Below are 19,242 nucleotides of genomic sequence, written 5' to 3' on the forward strand. Positions count from 1 at the left end.
TCTGTCATGTCGCCCACCGGGTTAGAGGCCGTCTTCCTGGCGAACCGCGACAAGCTGGTCCGCTTCCTGGTCGCGCGCGGCGCGGGGGAAGCGGCGGAGGATATCGTCCACGACCTGTGGCTGAAACTGGCGGGGCGGATGGACGGGCCGATCGGCAATCCGGTCGCCTATCTGTTCCGCGCCGCCGACATGCTGATGATCGACCGGTATCGCGCGCGGCGGCAGGCGGAGCGCCGCGACCAGGCGTGGATCGAGGAACGCGGCGACGGGGATGCCTCGCCCGATCCCAGTGCGGACCGGACGATCGTGGCGCGGCAGGAAGCGGCGCGGGTGGCGGCGACGCTGACCGCGCTGGGGCCGCGGGCGGAGGCGATCTTTCGCCGCGCGCGGATCGACGGCGTGCCGCAGCGCCAGATCGCGGCGGAGCTGGGGGTCAGCCTGAGCACCGTCGAGAGCGACCTGCGCACCGTGTACCGCGCGCTGGCCGAGTTGAAGGAACGACTATCATGAATGGCGGGCGTGGCGGCGCGGACGAACAGGCATTGGACTGGGCGGTGCGGATGGCCGATCCGGAGGCGGCCGACTGGGACGGTTTCATGCGGTGGCTGGAAGAGGATCCGGCGAATTCCGCGCATTACGACCGGATCGCGGCGGCGGCGCAGGATGCGGCGGTTGTGGGCTCCGAGGAACCGGTGGCGGCGAACGATGTCGCGCCGGTGGCGCGGCCAACGCGGCGCTGGATCGGTGGTGCGCTGGCGGCGATGCTGGTCGGGGCGGTCGGTGTCGGCGTGTGGAGCGAGCGGCCGCAGCCGTTCGCGGTCGAGACGGCGGCCGGCGAGCAGCGCGTGGTCGCGCTGGCCGACGGGAGCAGCGTCGTGTTGGCGGGCGGATCGCGGCTGGCGCTTGACCGCGGCGATGCGCGGGTGGCGAGCGTGGAGCGTGGACAGGTGCTGTTCCGCGTGCGGCACGACGCGCGCGATCCGTTCGACGTGCGGGTCGGTGACCTGACGCTGACCGATCTGGGCACGGTGTTCGACGTGAAGATCACCGGTCGCGGCACGCGCGTCGCGGTGGCGGAGGGCGCGGTGATGGTCGATCCGGCCGGCGCGGCGATGCGGCTCGACCCCGGTCAGGCGGTGCTGTCCGACGGGCGGACCCTGCGCCGCGAGCCGAGCGCGGTGGCGGATGTCGGCAGCTGGCAGGACGGGCGGCTGGCGTTCGACAATGCGCCGCTGAGCGAGGTGGCGGAGGACCTGTCGCGGCAGCTGGCGCGGCGGGTGGTGGCGGCACCCGCGGTGGCGGGACGGACGTTCCGCGGCACGATCGCGACCGCGGGGTTGAAGGACGATCCGGCGCTGCTCGGCACGTTGCTCGATGTGGATGTGCGGCAGGATGCGGGCGGCTGGACGCTGGAACCGCGCCAATGAGGCTGGGTCGGTGAGGCTCGGCTGGACGGTCGCGGCATTCGGACTGGCGACCGCACCCGCGGTGGCCGGGACGGTCGCGATCGATCTGCCCGCCGGGACCGTGGGGCAGCAGGTGACGGCACTCGGCCGGCTGGCGCGGATGAGCGTAGTCGTGCCCGATCCGGGCTTGTGGTCGCGACCCGTGCCGGCGTTGCGCGGGCGGTGGGATGCCGCGGCGGCGCTGGCGGTGGTGGCCGGGCGCGCGGGTGCGACGGCCGAACGGATCGGGCCGGGCAGCTGGCGGATGGTGCGGCGGCCGGTCGCGGTGGCGCGGCGCGCACGGCGGGCGGCCCCCGCCCCGTCGTCGGCGCCGATGGCGTCGCCGGACCGCGACATCGTCGTGACGGCGAGCAAGCGCGACACGACCCGCGACCATTTCGCGGGGCATTATGTGCGGGTGGCGGGCGCAGAGCTGGACCTGGGCGGGGCGGGCGGGACCGACCGGCTGGTCGCGCGGACGGCGAGCGTGGCGTCGACCTATCTGGGCGCGGGGCGCAACAAGCTGTTCATCCGCGGGATCGCCGATTCGAGCTTCACCGGCCCGACGCAGGCGACCGTCGGGCAATATTATGGCGACCTGCGGCTGAGCTACAACGCGCCGGACCCCGATTTGCGGCTGTCCGACCTGGCGGCGGTCGAGGTGCTGGAGGGGCCGCAGGGGACGTTGTACGGCGCGGGATCGCTGGGCGGGCTGATCCGGCTGGTGCCCAATGCGCCGGATCTGGCGCGGGCCAGCGCGAGCGTGTCGGGCGGGGCGTCGGCGACGCAGAACGGCGCGCCGGGAGCGGACGTGCAGGCGGTGCTGAACGTGCCGCTGGTGACCGACCGGCTGGCGGTGCGGATCGTCGCGGATGCCGCGAGCGAGGGCGGTTATATCGACAAGCCGCTGCTCGACCGGACCGATGTGAACCGGACGCGGATCGCCGGGGGGCGGGCGACCGCGCTGCTCGATCTGGGCGCGGACTGGAGCGTGGCGCTGGTCGGGATCGGGCAGCGGATCCGTGGGGAGGACAGCCAATATGCCGACCGCGACGGTGTGCCGCTGACGCGGTCCGCGCCGGTGACGGAGGGGTTCAGCGCGGATTTCCTGCAGGCGCAGCTGGTGTTGTCGGGTGCGTTCGGCGACGTGCGGTTCCGATCGACCAGCGGCGTGACGGCCCACGACCTGATGGAACGTTATGACGCGACCCCGCCGGACGGGCCGGTGCAGCTGTTCGCGCAGGCCAATCGGACGCGGATGCGGGCGAACGAGACGCGGTTGTGGCAATCGGCGCGCGACGGGTCGGGCTGGCTGGCGGGGTTCAGCTATGTCCACAACCGGACGCGGCTGACGCGGCTGTACGGCGCACCAGACGCGCTGGCGCCGACGACGGGCGTGGTGAACGGGGTGGCGGAGACGACGCTGTACGGCGAGGGGAGCGTGCGGTTGCTGCCCGGGCTGCTCACCACCGGGGGCGTGCGCGTGACGCGGTCCGTGCTGGACGGCGAGGGGGCGGATGTGGCGCGGGCGGTGCAGCCGTCGGTCGCCGCGCTGGCGGCGGTGGCGGCCAGCCGAGCGGAGACGATCGTGCTGCCGTCCGCCGCGGCGATCGTCGACCTGACGCGCCATGCGCAGCTGTTCCTGCGGTATCAGCAGGGGTTCCGGCCGGGCGGGCTGGCGATCGAGGGCGATTTCGTGCGGCGGTTCCGGAGCGACCGGGTGGCGACGATCGAGGCGGGGGTGCGGTCCGGCCGGCCGAACGTCGACCGGCTGGACGTCGCGGTGACGGTGGCGCGCACGCTGTGGCGCGACATCCAGGCGGATTTCATCGACGGATCGGGCTTGCCCAGCACCGCCAACATCGGCGACGGGCGGTTGTGGACGATCGAGGGCGTGGTGGGCGCGCGGATCGCGCCCGGCATGCGGATCGAGGGGGCGGCGACGTACAATGCCAGCCGGATCGACGAGCCGTCGCAGGCGGTGGTCTCCGCTTTGTCGAGCCTGGCCGGCGCCGACCCGGCCACCGCGCGCGCGGACGTTCTGGCGCGGATGCAGATCCCGAACATCGCGCGCGTGACCGCGCGGGCGGGGGCGGTGTTCGAGCAGGCGTTGAGCGCGCGCGCGGACCTGAAGATCGACGGCTGGCTGCGTTACGTGGGCGCGTCGCGGCTGGGCGTCGGGCCAGTGCTGGGCCAGTTGCAGGGCAGCTATCTCGACAGCGGGCTGTCCGCGCGGATCGGGCTGGAGCGGATCGGCATCACCGCGAGCATGACCAACATCGTCAACACGCGCGGCAACCGCTTCGCGCTGGGCACCCCGTTCGCCACGGGCCGGGATCAGGTTACGCCGCTCCGCCCCCGGACGGTGCGGGTGGGGATCGATACGCGGTTCTGACGAAGCGATTGTCCTTCAGCAGTAAGCCTGCACCGCTCCGCCAAGGAAGCGCCATTTTTCACATGACCTCATTTTTCACAAGCCTGCACCGACGTTGCAGGCGGCAATGCTCCGCATCACATTCCATCGGGACGCGAGATCTGCGCCAGCTTAGAACGTCATGCTAAGCAGGGGCTGGGCGGACCAACATGCGCGAAGGAAGAAAGCACGCCAGCCTGCGAAAGCCGACGTCTCAGCTAGTTACGCGTGATCGAAAACGAAGCGATTCGCCATGCGGCTGCTGTTTATCGCTGCGGCCATGCTCACACTTACCCAACGAGAAGCCCGGTAGATGACTTGCTAGTGCCGGTTTGGAGCGAGCTGGCGTTTGGGCGAGTGGGACCGTGATCGCGGCCGGCTCGTAGACGACTTCGGGACTGCGCCTATAGGATAAGCGCCATGCAGGCGTGCACTTCCGACACGAACTTGTCGGTCTCGATCGTCGAGGTGGGGAAGGAGCCCGCGTTGTGCGCATACTTGTTGCGCACCTTCGCGACGGAAAGGCGGTAGGTGCCGACGGTGGTGTGGTCCATGTAACCCCGGGTCGCTGGAGGGAGCGTTTTCAGCTGATCGAGGCGATTTCCTATCCCGTATTTTTGCGGTTTGCCGGCGGCGTCGAGGATGACGCCCAGCGTAGTGTCGATGACCCGTCCGGCGTGCAGCACCTTCAAGAGCCTTTGCCGCGGGACGGTTTTGATGCGATCGCAGGCGCCGAGCTCAGACAGTTCGCTCTCGACGTGATTGAGGCGCGGGTCGGTGCCGTAGTGAACCGACGCGCGCACGAGCGCCTGCATGAGCAGATGGCGGGACTTCTTGCTCATTGCGGCCGCGTGAAACGCATCGCTAAGTCCGCGACCTGCTCGGGCGAGCGCTCGGACGACGTCGGCGTGAGGATCCAACCGGCGAACGCGGCCGCGCGTAGGACCTTCTCCGGGTCGTGGTGCAATTGCGGGAAGTCGGGGGAGAACACTAGGCCGGCCGCTTCGCTTGTAGGCATAGGCTGGTCATCGGTCGGGTCGAACCAGCGGTCGGCGCCGCGAACAGACAAGCCGATGATTGAGCGCGTCGACAGTGGCCGGTCCGCGAAGGCGCTTGGGATGGACTTGACAGTATCGAACGCCAAGTTCGCGCCGCGGCTCCGCCGCGGCCCATCCGTGGTGGAGCGGGCGCGCTCAGAATTCAGCAGCCTGGCGACCCGGTATGTTGCCGCGAAACGCGACTGGGATATCTGGCGGGCTTTGTCGCCGTAGGGTGATCGCGGTGCCTGGGCGGAGCGCTCGACGACGGCGACCGCAGCGCGGGTAAGCGCGCGATCCGCGAAGCTGAGCTGCTCGACGAACCGACCCGGAAGTAGGGGGGCGTCGTCGTCCGCTCGCGCTACGTAAACGAACTGCGTTTCCGGAGGTAGCGCGACCTTGTTGAGAGTTACTCGCGCGCCCAGCAATGCTGGTCGGCGGCGCTCCTCGGCAGAGGGCGTCACGAAGGCAGTGAGGCCGGACCTACCGCCCACCAGCACGTCAACCGACCGCATGACGAGCGGATGGTCCGGTGCGGCCACCACGACAAAGTCGCTGCCGAGCTGCTGTCGGAGGCGGCGGGCGAGGTCCGTCCGTAGGTCGGTTACGTTGGCCATCTATGGTGCGAATCTGCCTGCCGCAGTGGGCGGGGTCAAGCGGTGGCGACCGTCCACTCCGCACGCAGTTCGTGTCGCGGGCTGACGAACAGAGAAACCACGAGCTTAGCGGCATCCGCGGATCTCTCGATCACGGCGTCGATGATGTCCCGCTCTCTCGTCTGGTCGAAGCCGGCTTCGCACGCCTGCCTATTGCGCCGACCCAGCGCCACCCTGCACACGACGTGTGGCGTGGTGCCGAGGCGCGGGGCGACTTCCGTGTAGAATGATCGGGACAAACCGCCGTGCGATGTCGCATTCAATTGCGTGCGGATTTGAGATTACGGTGCGGACTGCTGCGGTCCAATATGTTGCAGCTGCGATAGACATGGGAGTCGACGCGGGAGACATGGCGGAGGAACAGCAGGCTCCCCTGCAGGACGGTTTCGATCTCGGCGATTACCTTCTCAGCGACGTCGACCGGCGTCGGCGAAGCGTTCAAACCGTCCCGGACTTCGGACTGCACCGATGCCCAGGGCAGGATGAACCTGGTCCCGGCCACCCCCGCAATGTCGCTCTTCACGACCTCCTGCGTCTGCGGGTTGAGCCGCAGCTCGACCCCGGCGGACTGCACGATCGGGGTGTCCGTGATCTGGTAGACCGACACGAAGCCGATGCCGAAGCGGCCAATCTGCTCGGTTGCCGGGACCTTACTGCGGCTGCCCATCTCGGCGATCGCGTGGAAGTTGCAAGGCCTTCTCAGGCCGTCCGGATCACCCGACCTGATCCAAGGGCAATCAGCGTCGTGTAGCCCACAACTGGAGAAATTGCCGTCGTTGAAGACGATCAGCGCTTCATCCGTGACGTCGAACCTCAACGTGTCTGCGCCAGCGTCGTCGGCGTTCTGGATCAGCTCCAGTGCCATGATGCCATAGCCCTGCAGCCCCTTCAGGGCCTGCTCGATGTTTCCAAGCAGGTTGGCACGATAGGGGATCGTCACCGATGGTCTGCTTTTAGCCGAAGGCAAGGAGGCACTTGGTGCGACGTTTGCGGAGTCCGATCGTGACTGGCTGCTCATTTTCTTCTCCCCCGGTTAACCTTATAGGAGCCCGGCAGCTTCGCTCAAAGTGAGATCGCGACAGATGGGTGACAGGGCTGGAGAAGCGCCAACTTACTCGTCGTCGCCCAGGAACCGGTAGAGCCACTCGCGCCAGTCGCCCCTCAGTCGCGCTGGATCTTGAAGCGATACCAATCGCTCGCGATCGCCACCCCGACGTGGATTGTCAGGACGAGGCCGATATCCCCCCGTGTCCGTGCTCGCGAAGGTTGAGTTTCTCACCAGGGTGAAGCGCGCGATCGCGATGTCCACGTCCCTAGCGCCGTGGTCGTCACGGCGGACCCTAGGGAACGCGTCGCGTCCAAGAGCTTGTCCGTCTCGTCAGCCACAGCCTTGCGCAGGTTGCTCGGCATCATGAGCGCATCGCGGCTCTGCTCCGAAAGGCTGAAGCCAGGTTCAGCATCGGGCAGCGCGTCGGCTCGCCGGCCCTGCGCGACGCCTTCGACACCACGGCGAACGGCGATACGTTCCGGGCGACCGAATTCCTGCAGGCGGCGCTGCACGCGCTGCACCCATTGGGTGCGGAGAGCGAGGTGATCGTGCAAGCCGCGATGGCGAAGCCCGCCTGACCATCTGAACCGCTGCCCACCGCACCCACGCTCAAGCGGAGGCAGACGCAGCGAGCAGACCCTTAAGCAGCGGGTGATGCCGGGAGGACTGCCCTGTTCGTCGGGCGTGGAGAGGGTCAACGCCTACTTCCCTCATCCAGTCCGACCCGCATCCGCATCGACGCCGCCAGCACGCGGAACCTCGCGGCGACGCACGAGAGTCGAGCCGCTCGGCCACCGGCGACGGGCATTACCGCGCCCGCGCCCGCCAGCAGCAGCACCGCACCGGGAGGTGGGACCAACCAGACGGAGTGAAAAAGAGATGAGCGAACCCGACTTCTCGGGCATCGATCCGCTGCGCGTGCCTGAGGCCCGCCGCCGCATCGCCGCGATCAACGAATACCTGGCGCTTCCCGACTCCACCAACGCGGACGCAGTCCGCATCGCGGGCACGATCGGCCTCAGCCGCTGGCAGTTCCAGCGCCTGGCGCGCGCCTGGCGGGACCACCGCAACCCCAGCCTCATCGTCGTCGGCAAGCGCGGTCCGAGCGCCCGCGACTACGGCATCGACCCACGTGGCGCGGAGATCGCGCGCGACGTCATCGACGGCGCCTACCGCGATGCCACCCCGACCGCGATCTCCATAGAGATCGAGCGCCGCTGCGGCATGGAGGAAGTCACCCCGCCCTCCCGCCCGACCGTCTGGGCGTGGGTCCGCAGGAGCCGCGCGGACAGCGAGGGCGCAATCCCCGGCCCCGGCAGGATAGTCATCGGCCGCATATGGTTCCACCTTCCGGTCGAGGGCCAGCCGGCCGGCGCGATGCCGACGCTGCTCGCCGCCGTCCTGCTGCCCGAACGCACGATCGTGGCGCACCGGATCTCGACCGACCCCGCGCATCCCCCTTCCGTCTCCGACATCGTATCCGACGTCGCCGGCCTCTGCACCGCCGGTGCCGGCGCCCGCCACCTCGTAATGGAAGGGGACGACCGCCGCGCCGCCGGTCCCGCGCTCGACGATGCGGGCCTCTGCGCGACGGGCGGTGAGGCGCACGGACCGCAGGCCGAACTCTCGCGGGCGTTCGGCGGCCGCCTGACCACCCTCCCCGCCATCCACCGCCGGGCGCGGGCCAGACCCGCGACGCGCCGGCGGGAGACCCGTCTGGAACAGGCGATCGATCCCATGGCGGCCATCGAGGCGATCGAGGAGGCGATCGCCTCGCACAACGCCAGGGCGCCGGGTCCGACCGCGTTCGACGTCGCACGCGGCTGAACCCGTCCAAGCTGCGCACCCCCACCTAACGGGCTGGTCGGACCGCGCTCGGCCTTTGCGGCTGGCATCACCGGCGGGGGCGCGCGGAAGGGCAAGGAAACCTGATCGCCGTCGCAGCCGTCCTGTGGCGGTTCCCCCAACCGCCGCTGACCACGCGCCAAGCGGAGGCCGCACGTTCAGCCGTCCGCCATCACCTCCAGAGTCTGCGCTAGGTCGTCCGGCACCCGACCGCCTTCTTCCTTCGGCAGAGCGGCCATGACCTCCTCGTTGTGGCGCTCGACGGCGAGCCGGAGGGCGGCGTTCGCCTCCTCCAGTGTCCACGGTGTGATGTCGCCGTTGTCCGGGACGGCCGCCCCCTGCTCGGTCCGAAGCGGTGTGATCTCCACCCGCCCCAGCCTCGTGCCGACGATCGCGCGGAAGTAGCGCCCGAAGCGGCGCGGCACGCGCGCGAGCTGCAGGTTCGCACGCACGCCGGCCGCACGCAGCCGCTCCACGAGCCGTGTGGAATCGTCAAGGTCGGTGCCTGCCGTGATCTCGATGCGCACGGTCCTGAGCGCCCAGGGCAACCGACCGTCCAGGCGGTCAATCCGCTCCTGGGCATCGACGGATGGCCGCCGCGATCGCGCCCCGCAGCTACGAAGGCGGCGAGGCCGTCATCCAGGCGCTCACGCTGCGCCGACGGCTGCGCATCGACCTGACCCAGCGCGTCTACGCCCGCATCCACGAACCGGCCCTGATCGCGGCCTGCCGGAAGCTCATCGCGGAAAGGCACCACCGGCCAAGATAGGTGCTGGCCGGAAGCGACCACGCGCAATGCGGGGCCTGACGGCGGTCGCTGTTCAGCAGGTTTGATGCACCACCGGCCGGTCGACCGCCCGCGCCACGGTCCAGCCGACCGCGCTCACCGTCGCCGCGGAAGCCGCGCCGGCACCGCTGATCGGATCGGACCTTGCCCTCGCGAAGTTGGCGGGGACCGGTGGTGAGGCCGTCCGGCAGGACGGTGTCACGCGGGTGACCGGCCGCGACTATGCGACCAGCGGACGGACGGTGCCGGCCGCCGAGGTCTACTTCATCGATGGCTCCAAGCCCAAGGAGAACGGACCCTGGCTCGGAGAGGCCGACAAGGTCGCGTGGCTCGATCCTTCGACGGGGTACGAGTGCATCATGATGCGGGACAGCCCGGAGGGGTTCCTCAGCGGCTACGTCGGTGTGCCGGAGGGCCACCCGTTGTTCGGCTGGGAGCACAAGGCCGTACCGTTGGATCTCGGCATCGAGGTCCATGGCGGCCTGACCTACTCGTGCGTCTGCCAGGACGGCCCGAGCCCCCGGCTCAGCCTGGTCCTGGAGGCGCAGCGGATCTGCCATGTGTTGATCGCCGCGGCACCTTTGCAGCACGCGACTGACTACCGCGCACATGGCGACGCATGGTGGTTCGGCTTCCGCTGCGACCACGTCTACGACGTCGTGCCCGGAGCGCAGCGGCATCGCCGGCGCTTCATGGCGGCGGAGACGGCGGCTGAATACCGCGATGACGCCTATGTCGTGTGCGAGATCCTCAACCTGGCCGCGCAGATGAAGGCCATCTCGGAAGGCAGGCCCATGCCGCCGCGTGAGGGACCGCCGCTGCCGGCGATCGGCCTCGATCCGCAGCGGGGAGGCTGACCATGAACAAGGACTGGCGCCAGCCTGGCAAGCTGCCGTGGGGATGGTGGCTCCGCGCGAACGGGAACGTCTTGGAGGACGAGAACGGGCGCACCTGGCGGTCGGTGCGCGACGCGTTCTGGCAGGGCGAGCTCGGCTTCTCCGACATCCACCTCGCCACGGAGCAGCATGAGCTGCTCCTGAGGACGCTGCTCGCGATCGGCCGCCGCTGGCCCGACGGCATCGGTCGTAAGCACGATGTCTTCGGCGGCAATTTCCTGTTCTGGCGCTTTTACCAGTGCTGGCTTGATTCGTTCGGAATGCTCGATAGGTCCAACGGCAACGTCGGCCAGGTCAGCCCCCTCGACGCGCGGTTGAGCGCCGAGGGTCTTTCGGTCCTGATGATGCTCCAGGCCACGCGTGATCCGGAGTGGGAAGGCTTGCCGATGGCGGATATCGTCGACGCAGTGGCGGCGAGCGACCGTGGATCCGCACACGATGACCGGGAGCGTGCGCTGCGGATCTTCGAACAGGCGATCGGTCTTCGCCGCCATGTCTTCGCGCGCGAACGCGTCGGGATTTCGCATCTCGTGACCCTCACAGGCATGCAGGCCGGCGGCGGTGCGCGCATGCCGGTTCGCCGTGTGACATGGTCCATGGCTTTCACGGACGCCGTGGCTCGCGATGACATGTTCGCGTGGCTGGCGACACGGGTCGATCGCTGGGATGACTGGGGTGAGCTGGCCTACAGTAAGGGTGCTGACAGGCTCACCCGGCACTTCCTCGACCTGATCGTCGCGACCCATTCGCTGGGTTCGCCTTCATGAGCGCTATCGATGCAGAAGCGCGCTCACACGACGACGCGGGCAGGCGCGCGCGATGAGGCACTGATGCTCGACCGCTTAGTCGAGACGCTGCGCCTCGCCTCGTTCAGGTCCTACCTGCTCGCCACCGTGGACTCCATGTCCACACTGGTACCGGACGTATTGGCCCTAGCCGGCTCCGACGTCCCTTCCGCTCTCCAGCGGATCCGACCGGGGCACATGTGGCCTTCTACCACGAAGTCCGGACCGGAACATGGCCGGTTGGGGCAACGTCGGGACCGGAACGTCAGGATCGAAAGTAGATACGTGAAGCCCCCGGCCTCCCTTATTGGAGACGCAGTCATCACGGAAGGCGCGCTCGGCGACTATGTCGAAGTGAGGATCGTCGGTGGGTCGCTGGACGTGTCCCTCCGCAGCGAGGGCTTCGAGCTGTCGACGCACGACGGGACTGGTCACGTCCGCGTCCCGGGCGGGTTGCCGGACACCGTGCTGACGGCTTGCCAAGGTTGTCCGCTTACTGACGTGGTAGACCACCCGGTGCTGCGTTGACGGCGACCTCGAGGGCGTGATCTCGCTCGACGACGTGCTGACCGACATCTCCCTCTACTGGTTCGGCGAGTCCCTGACCGGATCGCTCAGGCTCTACAAGGAGAACCGGTTGCGACCGCTTGTCTTCGAGGCGGGCGAGCGGATCGGACCGCCGCTCGGCGTCTCGGTGTTCCCAAAGGAGATCGCCATGCCGCCTCGGTCGTGGGTGGAGCGTGTCTTCGACGTGCGGCGCTGGACCGAAATGCCGGCCAGCGGCCATTTCGCTGCGTTGGAGAAACCGGAACTGCTCGCGACTGAGCTGCGGGCCTTCTTCCGGTCATTTCGGTAAACGGCGGTTCATCGAGACCGCGGAATTGAATGACCGGCGGGCGCTGTCCAGCATTGCCTATGTCACCAAATGTAGGTTGATCTGGCTCGACGCCAAATCTGCCGCATTTTACGCGATCCACAATGATCTGTGAGATTGCGCCTTGACTGTATATGTTCATTTTTCACAAGTACGACAGATGGTATTGACCCAGTATATCTTGTTTTGCCATCATCGGAGCGGGCCTTGTAACTCTCGCGTGGTGATGCGCGGCATTCGCTGAGGCTCGTGCGGATGCCTCCGTTGGGAGGGGCTTACATGGGCAGTGACAGCCTTCATTTGTCGGGCCAGTATTCCGGGGTACTCGAGCTCAACAATCACCAGCAGTCCGCTTGGCTAACATGGCACGGTGACGACAGCGAGGTCATTGCGATCATGCAGCTCGATCCCCAAGGAATTGGTGAGTACAATCCATCGCAAATCCGTGCTGCATGGGAAATGTTCTCCAGCAATTACGGTGGATACGTCGGCTTTACGGTGCGAGTTCGGGGCTTCGTCCGGGGCGCCTCGCACCGAGTGCTTCATGTTCTGGAGGTACTGGCATGATTAGGGGAACAGGCAGGCTTGCGCTTACTGCCGTGACGATATCCCTACTTGCTGCGGAAGCGGATGGGCAGGGGCGTGATGATCCACCTCGTTCTACTCGGCGGTCGGAGTCTGTTCGGCCTGAGATTGGCAACGGCATCAGCGTGGCTTCGCCGAAAATCTATGACGATCGCACGCTGCAGTTGATGCTTCTCGATTTGGCCGGCAGGTTAGGTGATCTGTCCGGACTCGATCGCGGGCCGATCGCCGAGCGCTTCGGTTCTCTGCAGGGTTACGACTCGAGGCAGCGATCCTTCTCGCTACAGGTTGCCGGTCCGTCCTTACCCGCGTTGGAGACGATCGCGGGACAGGGGCGGACATCGTCCGTGGTCACCACGGCGGGTCAGTATCCCGGCACCACGGAAACGACTCCCGGTGACACCGTCTCGACGAAGACGACCGCCGGGGCGTTCGCGCCTACTATTCCCGCGCTTCCCGCCTATGCCAGCGCCACGGCCCCAACCGCGTTCTCGACCTCCGCGATAGATACGCTCAACGAGCAAGTGCAGCTCAACTACGAGCTGATGAACCTTCGTCTCCTCCTCGGCGGCTCCCTTAGCGACGAGTATGTCGGCGATGGCATCGGTCGGCGGCACGTCACCTTCGGCTTCCCGATCAGCGTCGATGCGCCGAAACGCTACCGCAACGCCGTGGCGGAGGTCACAGTGACCATCTGCAATCCGAAGTCCGCTACAGCCGGAGCGCCCGTCCTGCAGAACCTTCTCCCGCGGGAGAAGACCTACAACGTCGCCAGCATGGTCAACAGTTCCAGCCAGCTAGGTGCAGGCGCCATCCTGGCCAACGTGGTTAGCATAGGTGGCGGTTTCATGCAGGGACGCCAGACCTACCATATCGTCCGAGACCAGGATACGATTGCGCTACAGCGCGCACGTCCGCTGCGGAGGGCAAGCTGCGAGACGCCCGGGAACGGCAATCCGTCCCCGAGCGCCACGCCTCGCAACAGCGTTTCCTTTGCGTGGCAGTTTCGACCCGTGCTTGGCCGTTCCGCGATCCAGCAAGGCATGCGTCAGACGTTCGCACAGGTCGCCTTCCCGCCTGGCTCCAGCCCGTCCGGTTCCGCCCCGATCATGATTACGACGATGACCTGCTGGCGCGCGTACGATCGCAGAACGGGGAGTGCGGGCGACTACATCAAGGGCGCATGCGAGGAGGCGCCGCCGGCGGAAACGCAGGCCGAGTTCAGCACCACGCGTATCGACGGACTTGCGACCATGGACAACGGGGATGGCACACTCACCGCGATCGTGAGCGGAACATACCCAGCCGGGACGCGGGTGGCGTTCGGGGATCTGGTGACGGGTCCAGGGAACATAGGTTTTTCAAACGCGGCGGGTCGCCTGCGCTTCACGACGCCGCTTCAGCTCATCGCAACGCGAGGCGCTCGTCTCGTAAGCTCCGACGGCAGCGAGCGCGAGATCGCATCCGAGGAGCCGGCTGTTGAAAGACTTTCCGACGGCATCGTGACGCTCGCAGGCAACTTCCCGCCCGGGACGACCATGCGCATCGGAGGCAACTCCTATCCGTTGGAGGCCTTCAACGACCGAACTAGGGTCGCAGGCTGGTCGCCCTCGAAGGGCGACGGCCTTGTAGGCCTCTTGAACGCAACGGTGGTCCGTGGTGACGGTGCTAGCTGCAGACTGCCTCGACGTTCGATAGATCGGGGGAGCATGCGGGGCGAGATGGCAACCGTGACTCCGTTCAGCGACAGTCAGGTCAAGGTCACACTACCGATCGTGGTCTGCCCGGAGTTCTCGCCGCAGGTTGGCGGTCCCTATCCCTGGGTGGCGATCATGGCTGGCAGGGCATACGGACTGGCGGACGCGCCGTTCCTGTACCGGAACGCGACGGAGATCGCGTTCCTGGCTCCGCAGTCACTCCTCCAAGGGCAGACGTCGCTCGTTCTCAAGCGGCTTCTCGCCGGTCGCGAGTACGAGATCCCCTACGAGCTCCAATACGGACAGGGTGCGACCGCTGGCATCTCGATCTTCTCGGTCGTGGACAACGAGGTGACCTTCGCGGTGCGCGGCTCGCAACTCTCGCGCGCCAAGATCGTCCGCCCAGCTGGGATCAGGGTAGAGATTATCAACGACGCGCTCCTCCTGTTTACCATCTCGAAGGACGACGTGGGCAGATACAAGTCGGTGCTGCTTTCCATGGACCGGGCAGCGTCAACGCTGCTGACCTTACCGGTGGTCAAGGACCCCGAATCCAGTAAGAAGCCTACCCTGAAGGAGGGGGCAAGCGTCTCGCGAAGTGTGCCACAGCGCATTGCGATAAACGGAAGCAACCTCAGGTCGGTAGTCGCGGTGAACTACCTTGGTAAGCCGCTGCCGTTCACACGCGCGGCGAACGGCGAGAACGTCACAATTCTTCAGGTTCCGTCGGAGATGATCCTCGGTGAGGGTGTGGTGCCCCTAAGGATCGTCTTCGCCGATGAAACCGCGCAAGACTACGACCTTGAAGTGGTCCCGTAGGACGACGGCCCCGTCGACATCGCCGCCCACCGTTTGCAAAGCTCTGGTGCTGCCAGCGAAGACTTCGCGGTCCGATTTTTATTTGATGGAATTAGCGGCTTGCGGCGCGGTGCAGCGTGGATCGCAGGGTCGTATTGACAACAGTGTGGTTAGGAAACGTGTGGCAACCGCGTCCATGGCCGCGCGTCGCGCTACTACCTCATGCTGAGCCTCGGCAACCAGTTTGCCGCCCGCCCGTCAAAAGCTGACGCGCTGACTTATCAACGGCATGATTGCCAATGAGGAGGCCATTCTTTCAACTCACGTATGCAAAATCGGCGCAATCTAAACGCTGAAGGACAGCGATGTGGCGCGCCCGGGTGGATTCGAACCACCGACCACAAGCTTAGAAGGCTAGTGCTCTATCCGACTGAGCTACGGGCGCTCGGGCGGAGGCATAGGCGAAAAGCGGGGGTTCGGGAAGGCTGTGCGGGGCAGCGAAGCAGGTGGCGACGCCGCGCGCCGCCACCGTGCCCGGGTGATCAGAGCGCCAGGCGCGCGCCGATCGTGAAGTTGTGGAACTGACGCTGGTTGTCGAACTGCGCATCATAGTCGGCGACCAGCGAGAGCGGGCCGTTGCCGGAGATGTTGAGCGACGCGCCGGCGTTGTAGTAATCCTGGTACAACGGCGTCGTGACGAAGTTGAACTGCGACCCGATTCCGGGCTGCTGGAAGCCGGCGACGATGTTGCGGCGCTGGTTGCGAAACTCATACATATACCCGCCGCGGACCTGCGGACGGATGGTGGCGCCGCCCACTTCGAACTTCGTGCCCAGCCGTGCGCCGACGTTCGAGCGGATCGAGACGCGGTTCATGTCGTTCGGCACGACCAGCGCGAACGCTGCGCCGTTGGTTTCGGTGAAACCGTCGATCTTCAGATCGGCATAGCGGACCTGCGCGAACGGCTCGATCTCGAAATTGCGGATCTGGAAGCTCAGCCCGGTGGCGGCACCGCCGGTGATGATGCGACCGCCGGTGCGCGCGAAGGTGGACCCGGAATAGTTGCCGAACGAGAGGTTGCGGTAAAGCTTCCAGTCGAGGTCCGTATAGCTGCCCCAGGCATCGACGTAGAACGGGCCGACGCCGGCGGTGGCGTAAGCGCCGGCAAACCAGCTTTCCAGCGTGCCGTTGGCGGTGTTGCCGGGCGCAAGGTCTGCATCGGTGTTGCTGTAGCCGCCGAACACACCGATCGCGGTTTTCGGCGTCAGGCGGAAGTCGGCGCCGCCGAGGAAGTGATATTCATCGGTCTTCGTACGGTAGCGATCCTGCGCCGCGTCGACCGAGCCGAACCGGCTGCCGCCGCTGACCCAGGCGCCGACCTTGCCGGCTTCATCGAGCGTCACGCGGCTGCCGTCGGTGTTGACGGCGTTGCCGCGCAGATCGCGCGTGTAGCGCAGCACGGTCGATTCCTGCGATTCGAGCACGCCGTAGGAGATATCGGGCAGCGACTGGAACGCCGCCGGGGTGAGCGACTGGAGCAGGCCGGACTGCGCCGCGGCATTGCCGGTCTGCGCATCGATGCCGTTGAAGATGCCCTGCGTGGCGTCGTTCGGCGTGCCGGTGAAGTTGTCGAGCACGAAGCCGACATTCTGCTGGTTCTGGGTCAGGCCCATCGACTGGAACGAGGCCAGTTCGGCGGCGAGGCCGTTATAGGTGGTGTTGCCCGAGATCGCGCCGAGTGCGGTCGCGGTGCCGGTCGCCAGGTTGACGGTGTAGAGCGAGGTGACGCCGGTGGTCGGGTCGGTGAGCGTGGCATAGGCCTGGCCCGAGCGGGTGATGTCGAACCCGACATTGCCGTTGGTCGCGATGCCGGTGCTGGTGCCGACCGAGAAAAGCGTGCCGGTGTTCGGACCGACGGTGCCGGATGCGTTGCCCTGCGTCGCGAGGCGCGCGGTGCCGCCCGACGTGTCGAGCACGTAGAGCGTGGTCGTCGTCGCGCCTGCGACATTGTTGGTGTAGGCGGCGCCGGCGAGCACGGGGGCCGTGCCGAAGCGCGCGTCGCCCGCGGCGTAGCTGAGCGTACCGTCGGTGGCGGCGAGCGTGCCGTTGGTCTGGTTCAGACGCAGATCGGTGCGGTTGCCGTTGACGTAGCGGATCCGGTCGACGGTCGGGTTGAAGTCGAGACCGGCGGCGGCACCGGTCGGGTTGGCGGCCTGCGTGATGGGCGAACCCACGGCGGCGGCGACGCCGGTGCGGCCGTTGATCGAATAAAGCTGCCCGACATTGTCGAGCGCGTAGAGGATGCGCGGGCTGGCCGGGCGGTAGTCGAAACCCTGCAACGTGCGGCCCGCGGCGATGCCGGTGATCGCGGTGGTGCGGGTGATCGTGCCCGGGCTGGCCGCGTTGACCGAGACGAGGGCGTTGGTGCCGCTGCGCAAGGTCTGGACCGACTGGGCCGAAGCGGCACCCGCCATGACGGTGACGCCCGCCCCGAACAGGATCGCGCGCTTTAGGTTCTTCTGCATGATTCTTGCCTCCCTTGACCGTCAACCGGTTCCGCGGTCGGGCTAGGTACGGGGGGCGAGGTGTCCGCGATGCAGCGGATGTATCAATGCTGCATTAAATCGAAACTGTTGCTTCGACGCATCACTTCGGGTTGTCAGCGGGCGAGGAACGCCTCGAACAGCCGGCGGCCGTCCTGCCCGCCATGCGCGGCTTCGACGGCGCGTTCGGGGTGCGGCATCATGCCGAGCACGTTGCCGCCCGCGTTGACGATGCCGGCGATGGCGCGGGCCGATCCGTTGACATGGTCCGCGTAACGGAACGCGACGCGCCCTTCGCCCTCGATCCGGTCGAGCGTTTCGGTGTCGGCGGCATAGTTGCCGTCATGATGCGCGACCGGGATGGTGACGGTTTCGCCGGGAGCATAGCCCTTGAGGAACGGGCTGTCCGCGTCGCCCACCGTCAGCGCGGCGTCGCGGCAGACGAAGCCGAGGCCCGCGTTGCGCATGAGCGCGCCGGGCAGGAGACCCGCCTCGGTCAGCACCTGGAACCCGTTGCAGACGCCGAGCACGCCGACGCCGCGGTCGGCCGCATCGGCAACCGCGCGCATGATCGGGCTGCGCGCGGCCATTGCGCCCGAGCGGAGATAGTCGCCGTAGGAGAAGCCGCCGGGCACGCCGACCAGGTCGATCCCGTCCGGCAGTTCGGTGTCGCGGTGCCAGACCATGACGGGCGCGGTGCCGGTGACATCGCGCAGCGCGACGGCCAGGTCGCGGTCGCAGTTGGAGCCGGGGAAGACGATGACGGCGGTCTTCATGGCGTCAGGCCCGCTCGATCCGGTAATTTTCGATCACCGTGTTGGCGAGCAGCTTGCGGCACATCGCGTCGATGTCCGCATCGCTGGTGCCGTCGGCGAGTTCGAGTTCGATCAGCTTGCCGACGCGGACGTCGCCGATGCCGGCGAACCCGAGCCCTTCGAGGGCGTGGGCGATGGCGCGTCCCTGCGGATCGAGGACACCGGTCTTGAGCGTGACGTGGATACGGGTTTTCATGGCCTGCCTTCGGGCGGTTTCGCGCGCTCTATGACGGGGCGCGCGGTTTGGGGCAAGATGCTTGGCGCAGAAGGTGGCGATCGGGTGCCACAAGGAAAGGCGGACGGGATGCGCGGACTGGATTGGATGGGGCGGACGGTGGCGCCGCCGCGGTTCGTGCTGTTCGGTGTGCTGGCCGCGGTGGCGGTGCCGGTGGCGACGCTGCTGTTCGGCTGGCGACTGGGGATGATGGCGGGGTTCGACGTGGCGGGGGCGGCGTTCCTGCTGTCGACCGTGCCGCTGTTCGGGATGCGCGCCGGGGGCATGCGCGCGACGGCTAAGGTGAACGATGCGAACCGCGCCGCATTGCTGGCGATCACGCTGCTCGTCATGCTGGTCGTGCTGGTGTCGGTGGCGGCGGAACTGGCGCAGAAGGGCAGGCCGGACAGCGGAACGGTGTGGCTGATCCTCGGGACGCTGGCGCTCGTCTGGGCGTTCAGCAACCTGGTGTTCGCGCTGCATTATGCGCATCTATTCTATCTGGCCGGGCACGACGGGCGCGATCGGCAGGGGTTGCGATTTCCGGACACGGAGGAGCCGGATTATGGCGACTTCATGTATTTTTCCTGCACGTTGGGGATGACGTTCCAGACGTCCGACGTGGAGATCGGCGCGCGGGCGATGCGGCGGGTGGTGCTGTTCCACTCGATCGCGGCGTTCGCGTTCAACCTGGGCGTGGTGGCGTTTACGATCAACGTGCTGGGGGGTGGGTAGGGGGTTCCGACGCGTGTGGGGAGCGGACGGACTTTTTGGCCCCGCTCCTTCAGGGGAGGGGTTGGGGTG

21 protein-coding genes and 1 tRNA gene are annotated in these 19,242 nt (G+C 67.3%); 12 read left to right on the forward strand and 10 right to left on the reverse strand.

Annotated features, from left to right (window positions below):
• Nucleotides 1–6: 6 nt before the first annotated feature.
• The 3 genes from ACFSGX_RS01575 to ACFSGX_RS01585 are packed head-to-tail and all read left to right on the forward strand — an operon-like array spanning nucleotide 7 to nucleotide 3,840.
• The gene (locus ACFSGX_RS01575; protein ID WP_380926965.1) at nucleotides 7–510 is read left to right on the forward strand and encodes an RNA polymerase sigma factor; all 504 of its coding nucleotides are present in this window, start codon (nucleotides 7–9) and stop codon (nucleotides 508–510) included.
• On the forward strand, nucleotides 507–1,427 hold the full coding sequence (locus ACFSGX_RS01580) for a FecR family protein (protein WP_380926967.1): 921 nt from the start codon (nucleotides 507–509) through the stop codon (nucleotides 1,425–1,427). Before ACFSGX_RS01575 ends, ACFSGX_RS01580 begins: the two co-directional genes overlap by 4 nt.
• Nucleotides 1,393–3,840, forward strand: coding sequence for a TonB-dependent receptor (locus tag ACFSGX_RS01585; protein ID WP_380926968.1), 2,448 nt, complete (start codon nucleotides 1,393–1,395; stop codon nucleotides 3,838–3,840). The genes ACFSGX_RS01580 and ACFSGX_RS01585 overlap by 35 nt, the downstream gene beginning before the upstream one ends.
• A gap of 422 nt (nucleotides 3,841–4,262) precedes the next feature.
• On the opposite strand, the gene ACFSGX_RS01590 is transcribed toward ACFSGX_RS01585, so the two are convergent.
• The 4 genes from ACFSGX_RS01590 to ACFSGX_RS01605 form a co-directional block, all read right to left on the reverse strand.
• Nucleotides 4,263–4,700, reverse strand: a complete 438-nt coding sequence (locus ACFSGX_RS01590; protein WP_380926970.1) for a hypothetical protein — start codon at nucleotides 4,698–4,700, stop codon at nucleotides 4,263–4,265.
• Complete coding sequence (locus tag ACFSGX_RS01595; RefSeq protein WP_380926972.1) at nucleotides 4,697–5,512, reverse strand: hypothetical protein; 816 nt, start codon at nucleotides 5,510–5,512, stop codon at nucleotides 4,697–4,699. The genes ACFSGX_RS01590 and ACFSGX_RS01595 overlap by 4 nt, the downstream gene beginning before the upstream one ends.
• A gap of 298 nt (nucleotides 5,513–5,810) precedes the next feature.
• A complete protein-coding gene (locus ACFSGX_RS01600; protein ID WP_380926974.1) occupies nucleotides 5,811–6,491 on the reverse strand; it encodes a hypothetical protein in 681 nt (226 codons plus the stop codon).
• A gap of 335 nt (nucleotides 6,492–6,826) precedes the next feature.
• A complete protein-coding gene (locus ACFSGX_RS01605) occupies nucleotides 6,827–7,153 on the reverse strand; it encodes a hypothetical protein (protein WP_380926976.1) in 327 nt (108 codons plus the stop codon).
• A 325-nt stretch (nucleotides 7,154–7,478) separates the two neighbouring features.
• On the opposite strand from ACFSGX_RS01605, the gene ACFSGX_RS01610 reads away from it, so the two are divergent.
• Nucleotides 7,479–8,426: a hypothetical protein gene (locus ACFSGX_RS01610; protein ID WP_380926978.1), complete on the forward strand. Its 948-nt coding sequence runs from the start codon at nucleotides 7,479–7,481 to the stop codon at nucleotides 8,424–8,426.
• Nucleotides 8,427–8,602: 176 nt separating this feature from the next.
• On the opposite strand, the gene ACFSGX_RS01615 is transcribed toward ACFSGX_RS01610, so the two are convergent.
• Nucleotides 8,603–8,971 carry a hypothetical protein gene (locus ACFSGX_RS01615; protein ID WP_380926979.1) on the reverse strand — a complete coding sequence of 123 codons (369 nt, stop codon included), beginning with the start codon at nucleotides 8,969–8,971 and terminating at the stop codon, nucleotides 8,603–8,605.
• A gap of 62 nt (nucleotides 8,972–9,033) precedes the next feature.
• Here ACFSGX_RS01615 and ACFSGX_RS01620 point away from each other — a divergent pair, with 62 nt between their 5' ends.
• The gene (locus ACFSGX_RS01620) at nucleotides 9,034–9,213 is read left to right on the forward strand and encodes a hypothetical protein (RefSeq protein ID WP_380926980.1); all 180 of its coding nucleotides are present in this window, start codon (nucleotides 9,034–9,036) and stop codon (nucleotides 9,211–9,213) included.
• Between the two features lie 52 nt (nucleotides 9,214–9,265).
• On the opposite strand, the gene ACFSGX_RS01625 is transcribed toward ACFSGX_RS01620, so the two are convergent.
• Complete coding sequence (locus ACFSGX_RS01625) at nucleotides 9,266–9,433, reverse strand: hypothetical protein (RefSeq protein WP_380926981.1); 168 nt, start codon at nucleotides 9,431–9,433, stop codon at nucleotides 9,266–9,268.
• A gap of 4 nt (nucleotides 9,434–9,437) precedes the next feature.
• Between ACFSGX_RS01625 and ACFSGX_RS01630 the strand changes: the two genes are divergently transcribed.
• From ACFSGX_RS01630 to ACFSGX_RS01655, 6 genes are all read left to right on the forward strand, one after another.
• Nucleotides 9,438–10,088, forward strand: coding sequence for a hypothetical protein (locus tag ACFSGX_RS01630; RefSeq protein WP_380926982.1), 651 nt, complete (start codon nucleotides 9,438–9,440; stop codon nucleotides 10,086–10,088).
• Nucleotides 10,089–10,090: 2 nt separating this feature from the next.
• Nucleotides 10,091–10,894: a hypothetical protein gene (locus ACFSGX_RS01635; RefSeq protein WP_380926983.1), complete on the forward strand. Its 804-nt coding sequence runs from the start codon at nucleotides 10,091–10,093 to the stop codon at nucleotides 10,892–10,894.
• A 9-nt stretch (nucleotides 10,895–10,903) separates the two neighbouring features.
• Nucleotides 10,904–11,440 carry a hypothetical protein gene (locus ACFSGX_RS01640; protein ID WP_380926984.1) on the forward strand — a complete coding sequence of 179 codons (537 nt, stop codon included), beginning with the start codon at nucleotides 10,904–10,906 and terminating at the stop codon, nucleotides 11,438–11,440.
• 16 nt (nucleotides 11,441–11,456) lie between these two features.
• Entirely contained in the window at nucleotides 11,457–11,768 is a 312-nt protein-coding gene (locus ACFSGX_RS01645; RefSeq protein ID WP_380926985.1) for an alpha/beta fold hydrolase, read from the forward strand.
• Between the two features lie 297 nt (nucleotides 11,769–12,065).
• Nucleotides 12,066–12,353, forward strand: a complete 288-nt coding sequence (locus ACFSGX_RS01650) for a hypothetical protein (protein ID WP_380926987.1) — start codon at nucleotides 12,066–12,068, stop codon at nucleotides 12,351–12,353.
• A gap of 143 nt (nucleotides 12,354–12,496) precedes the next feature.
• Nucleotides 12,497–14,887 (forward strand): hypothetical protein, encoded by a 2,391-nt coding sequence (locus tag ACFSGX_RS01655; protein ID WP_380926988.1) that lies wholly within the window; start codon nucleotides 12,497–12,499, stop codon nucleotides 14,885–14,887.
• A 347-nt stretch (nucleotides 14,888–15,234) separates the two neighbouring features.
• On the opposite strand, the gene ACFSGX_RS01660 is transcribed toward ACFSGX_RS01655, so the two are convergent.
• The 4 genes from ACFSGX_RS01660 to purS form a co-directional block, all read right to left on the reverse strand.
• Nucleotides 15,235–15,311 (reverse strand) — tRNA-Arg (locus ACFSGX_RS01660).
• A 97-nt stretch (nucleotides 15,312–15,408) separates the two neighbouring features.
• Entirely contained in the window at nucleotides 15,409–17,391 is a 1,983-nt protein-coding gene (locus ACFSGX_RS01665) for a DUF4394 domain-containing protein (RefSeq protein ID WP_380926989.1), read from the reverse strand.
• A gap of 134 nt (nucleotides 17,392–17,525) precedes the next feature.
• Entirely contained in the window at nucleotides 17,526–18,185 is a 660-nt protein-coding gene (gene purQ / locus ACFSGX_RS01670) for a phosphoribosylformylglycinamidine synthase subunit PurQ (protein ID WP_380926990.1), read from the reverse strand.
• Between the two features lie 4 nt (nucleotides 18,186–18,189).
• On the reverse strand, nucleotides 18,190–18,420 hold the full coding sequence (purS, locus tag ACFSGX_RS01675; RefSeq protein ID WP_157174712.1) for a phosphoribosylformylglycinamidine synthase subunit PurS: 231 nt from the start codon (nucleotides 18,418–18,420) through the stop codon (nucleotides 18,190–18,192).
• A 108-nt stretch (nucleotides 18,421–18,528) separates the two neighbouring features.
• Between purS and ACFSGX_RS01680 the strand changes: the two genes are divergently transcribed.
• Complete coding sequence (locus ACFSGX_RS01680; protein ID WP_380926991.1) at nucleotides 18,529–19,173, forward strand: DUF1345 domain-containing protein; 645 nt, start codon at nucleotides 18,529–18,531, stop codon at nucleotides 19,171–19,173.
• Nucleotides 19,174–19,242: the final 69 nt, after the last annotated feature.

It is taken from the genome of Sphingomonas arantia (assembly GCF_042682045.1).
In the GTDB taxonomy this organism is placed as follows: Bacteria; Pseudomonadota; Alphaproteobacteria; order Sphingomonadales; family Sphingomonadaceae; genus Sphingomonas_R; species Sphingomonas_R arantia.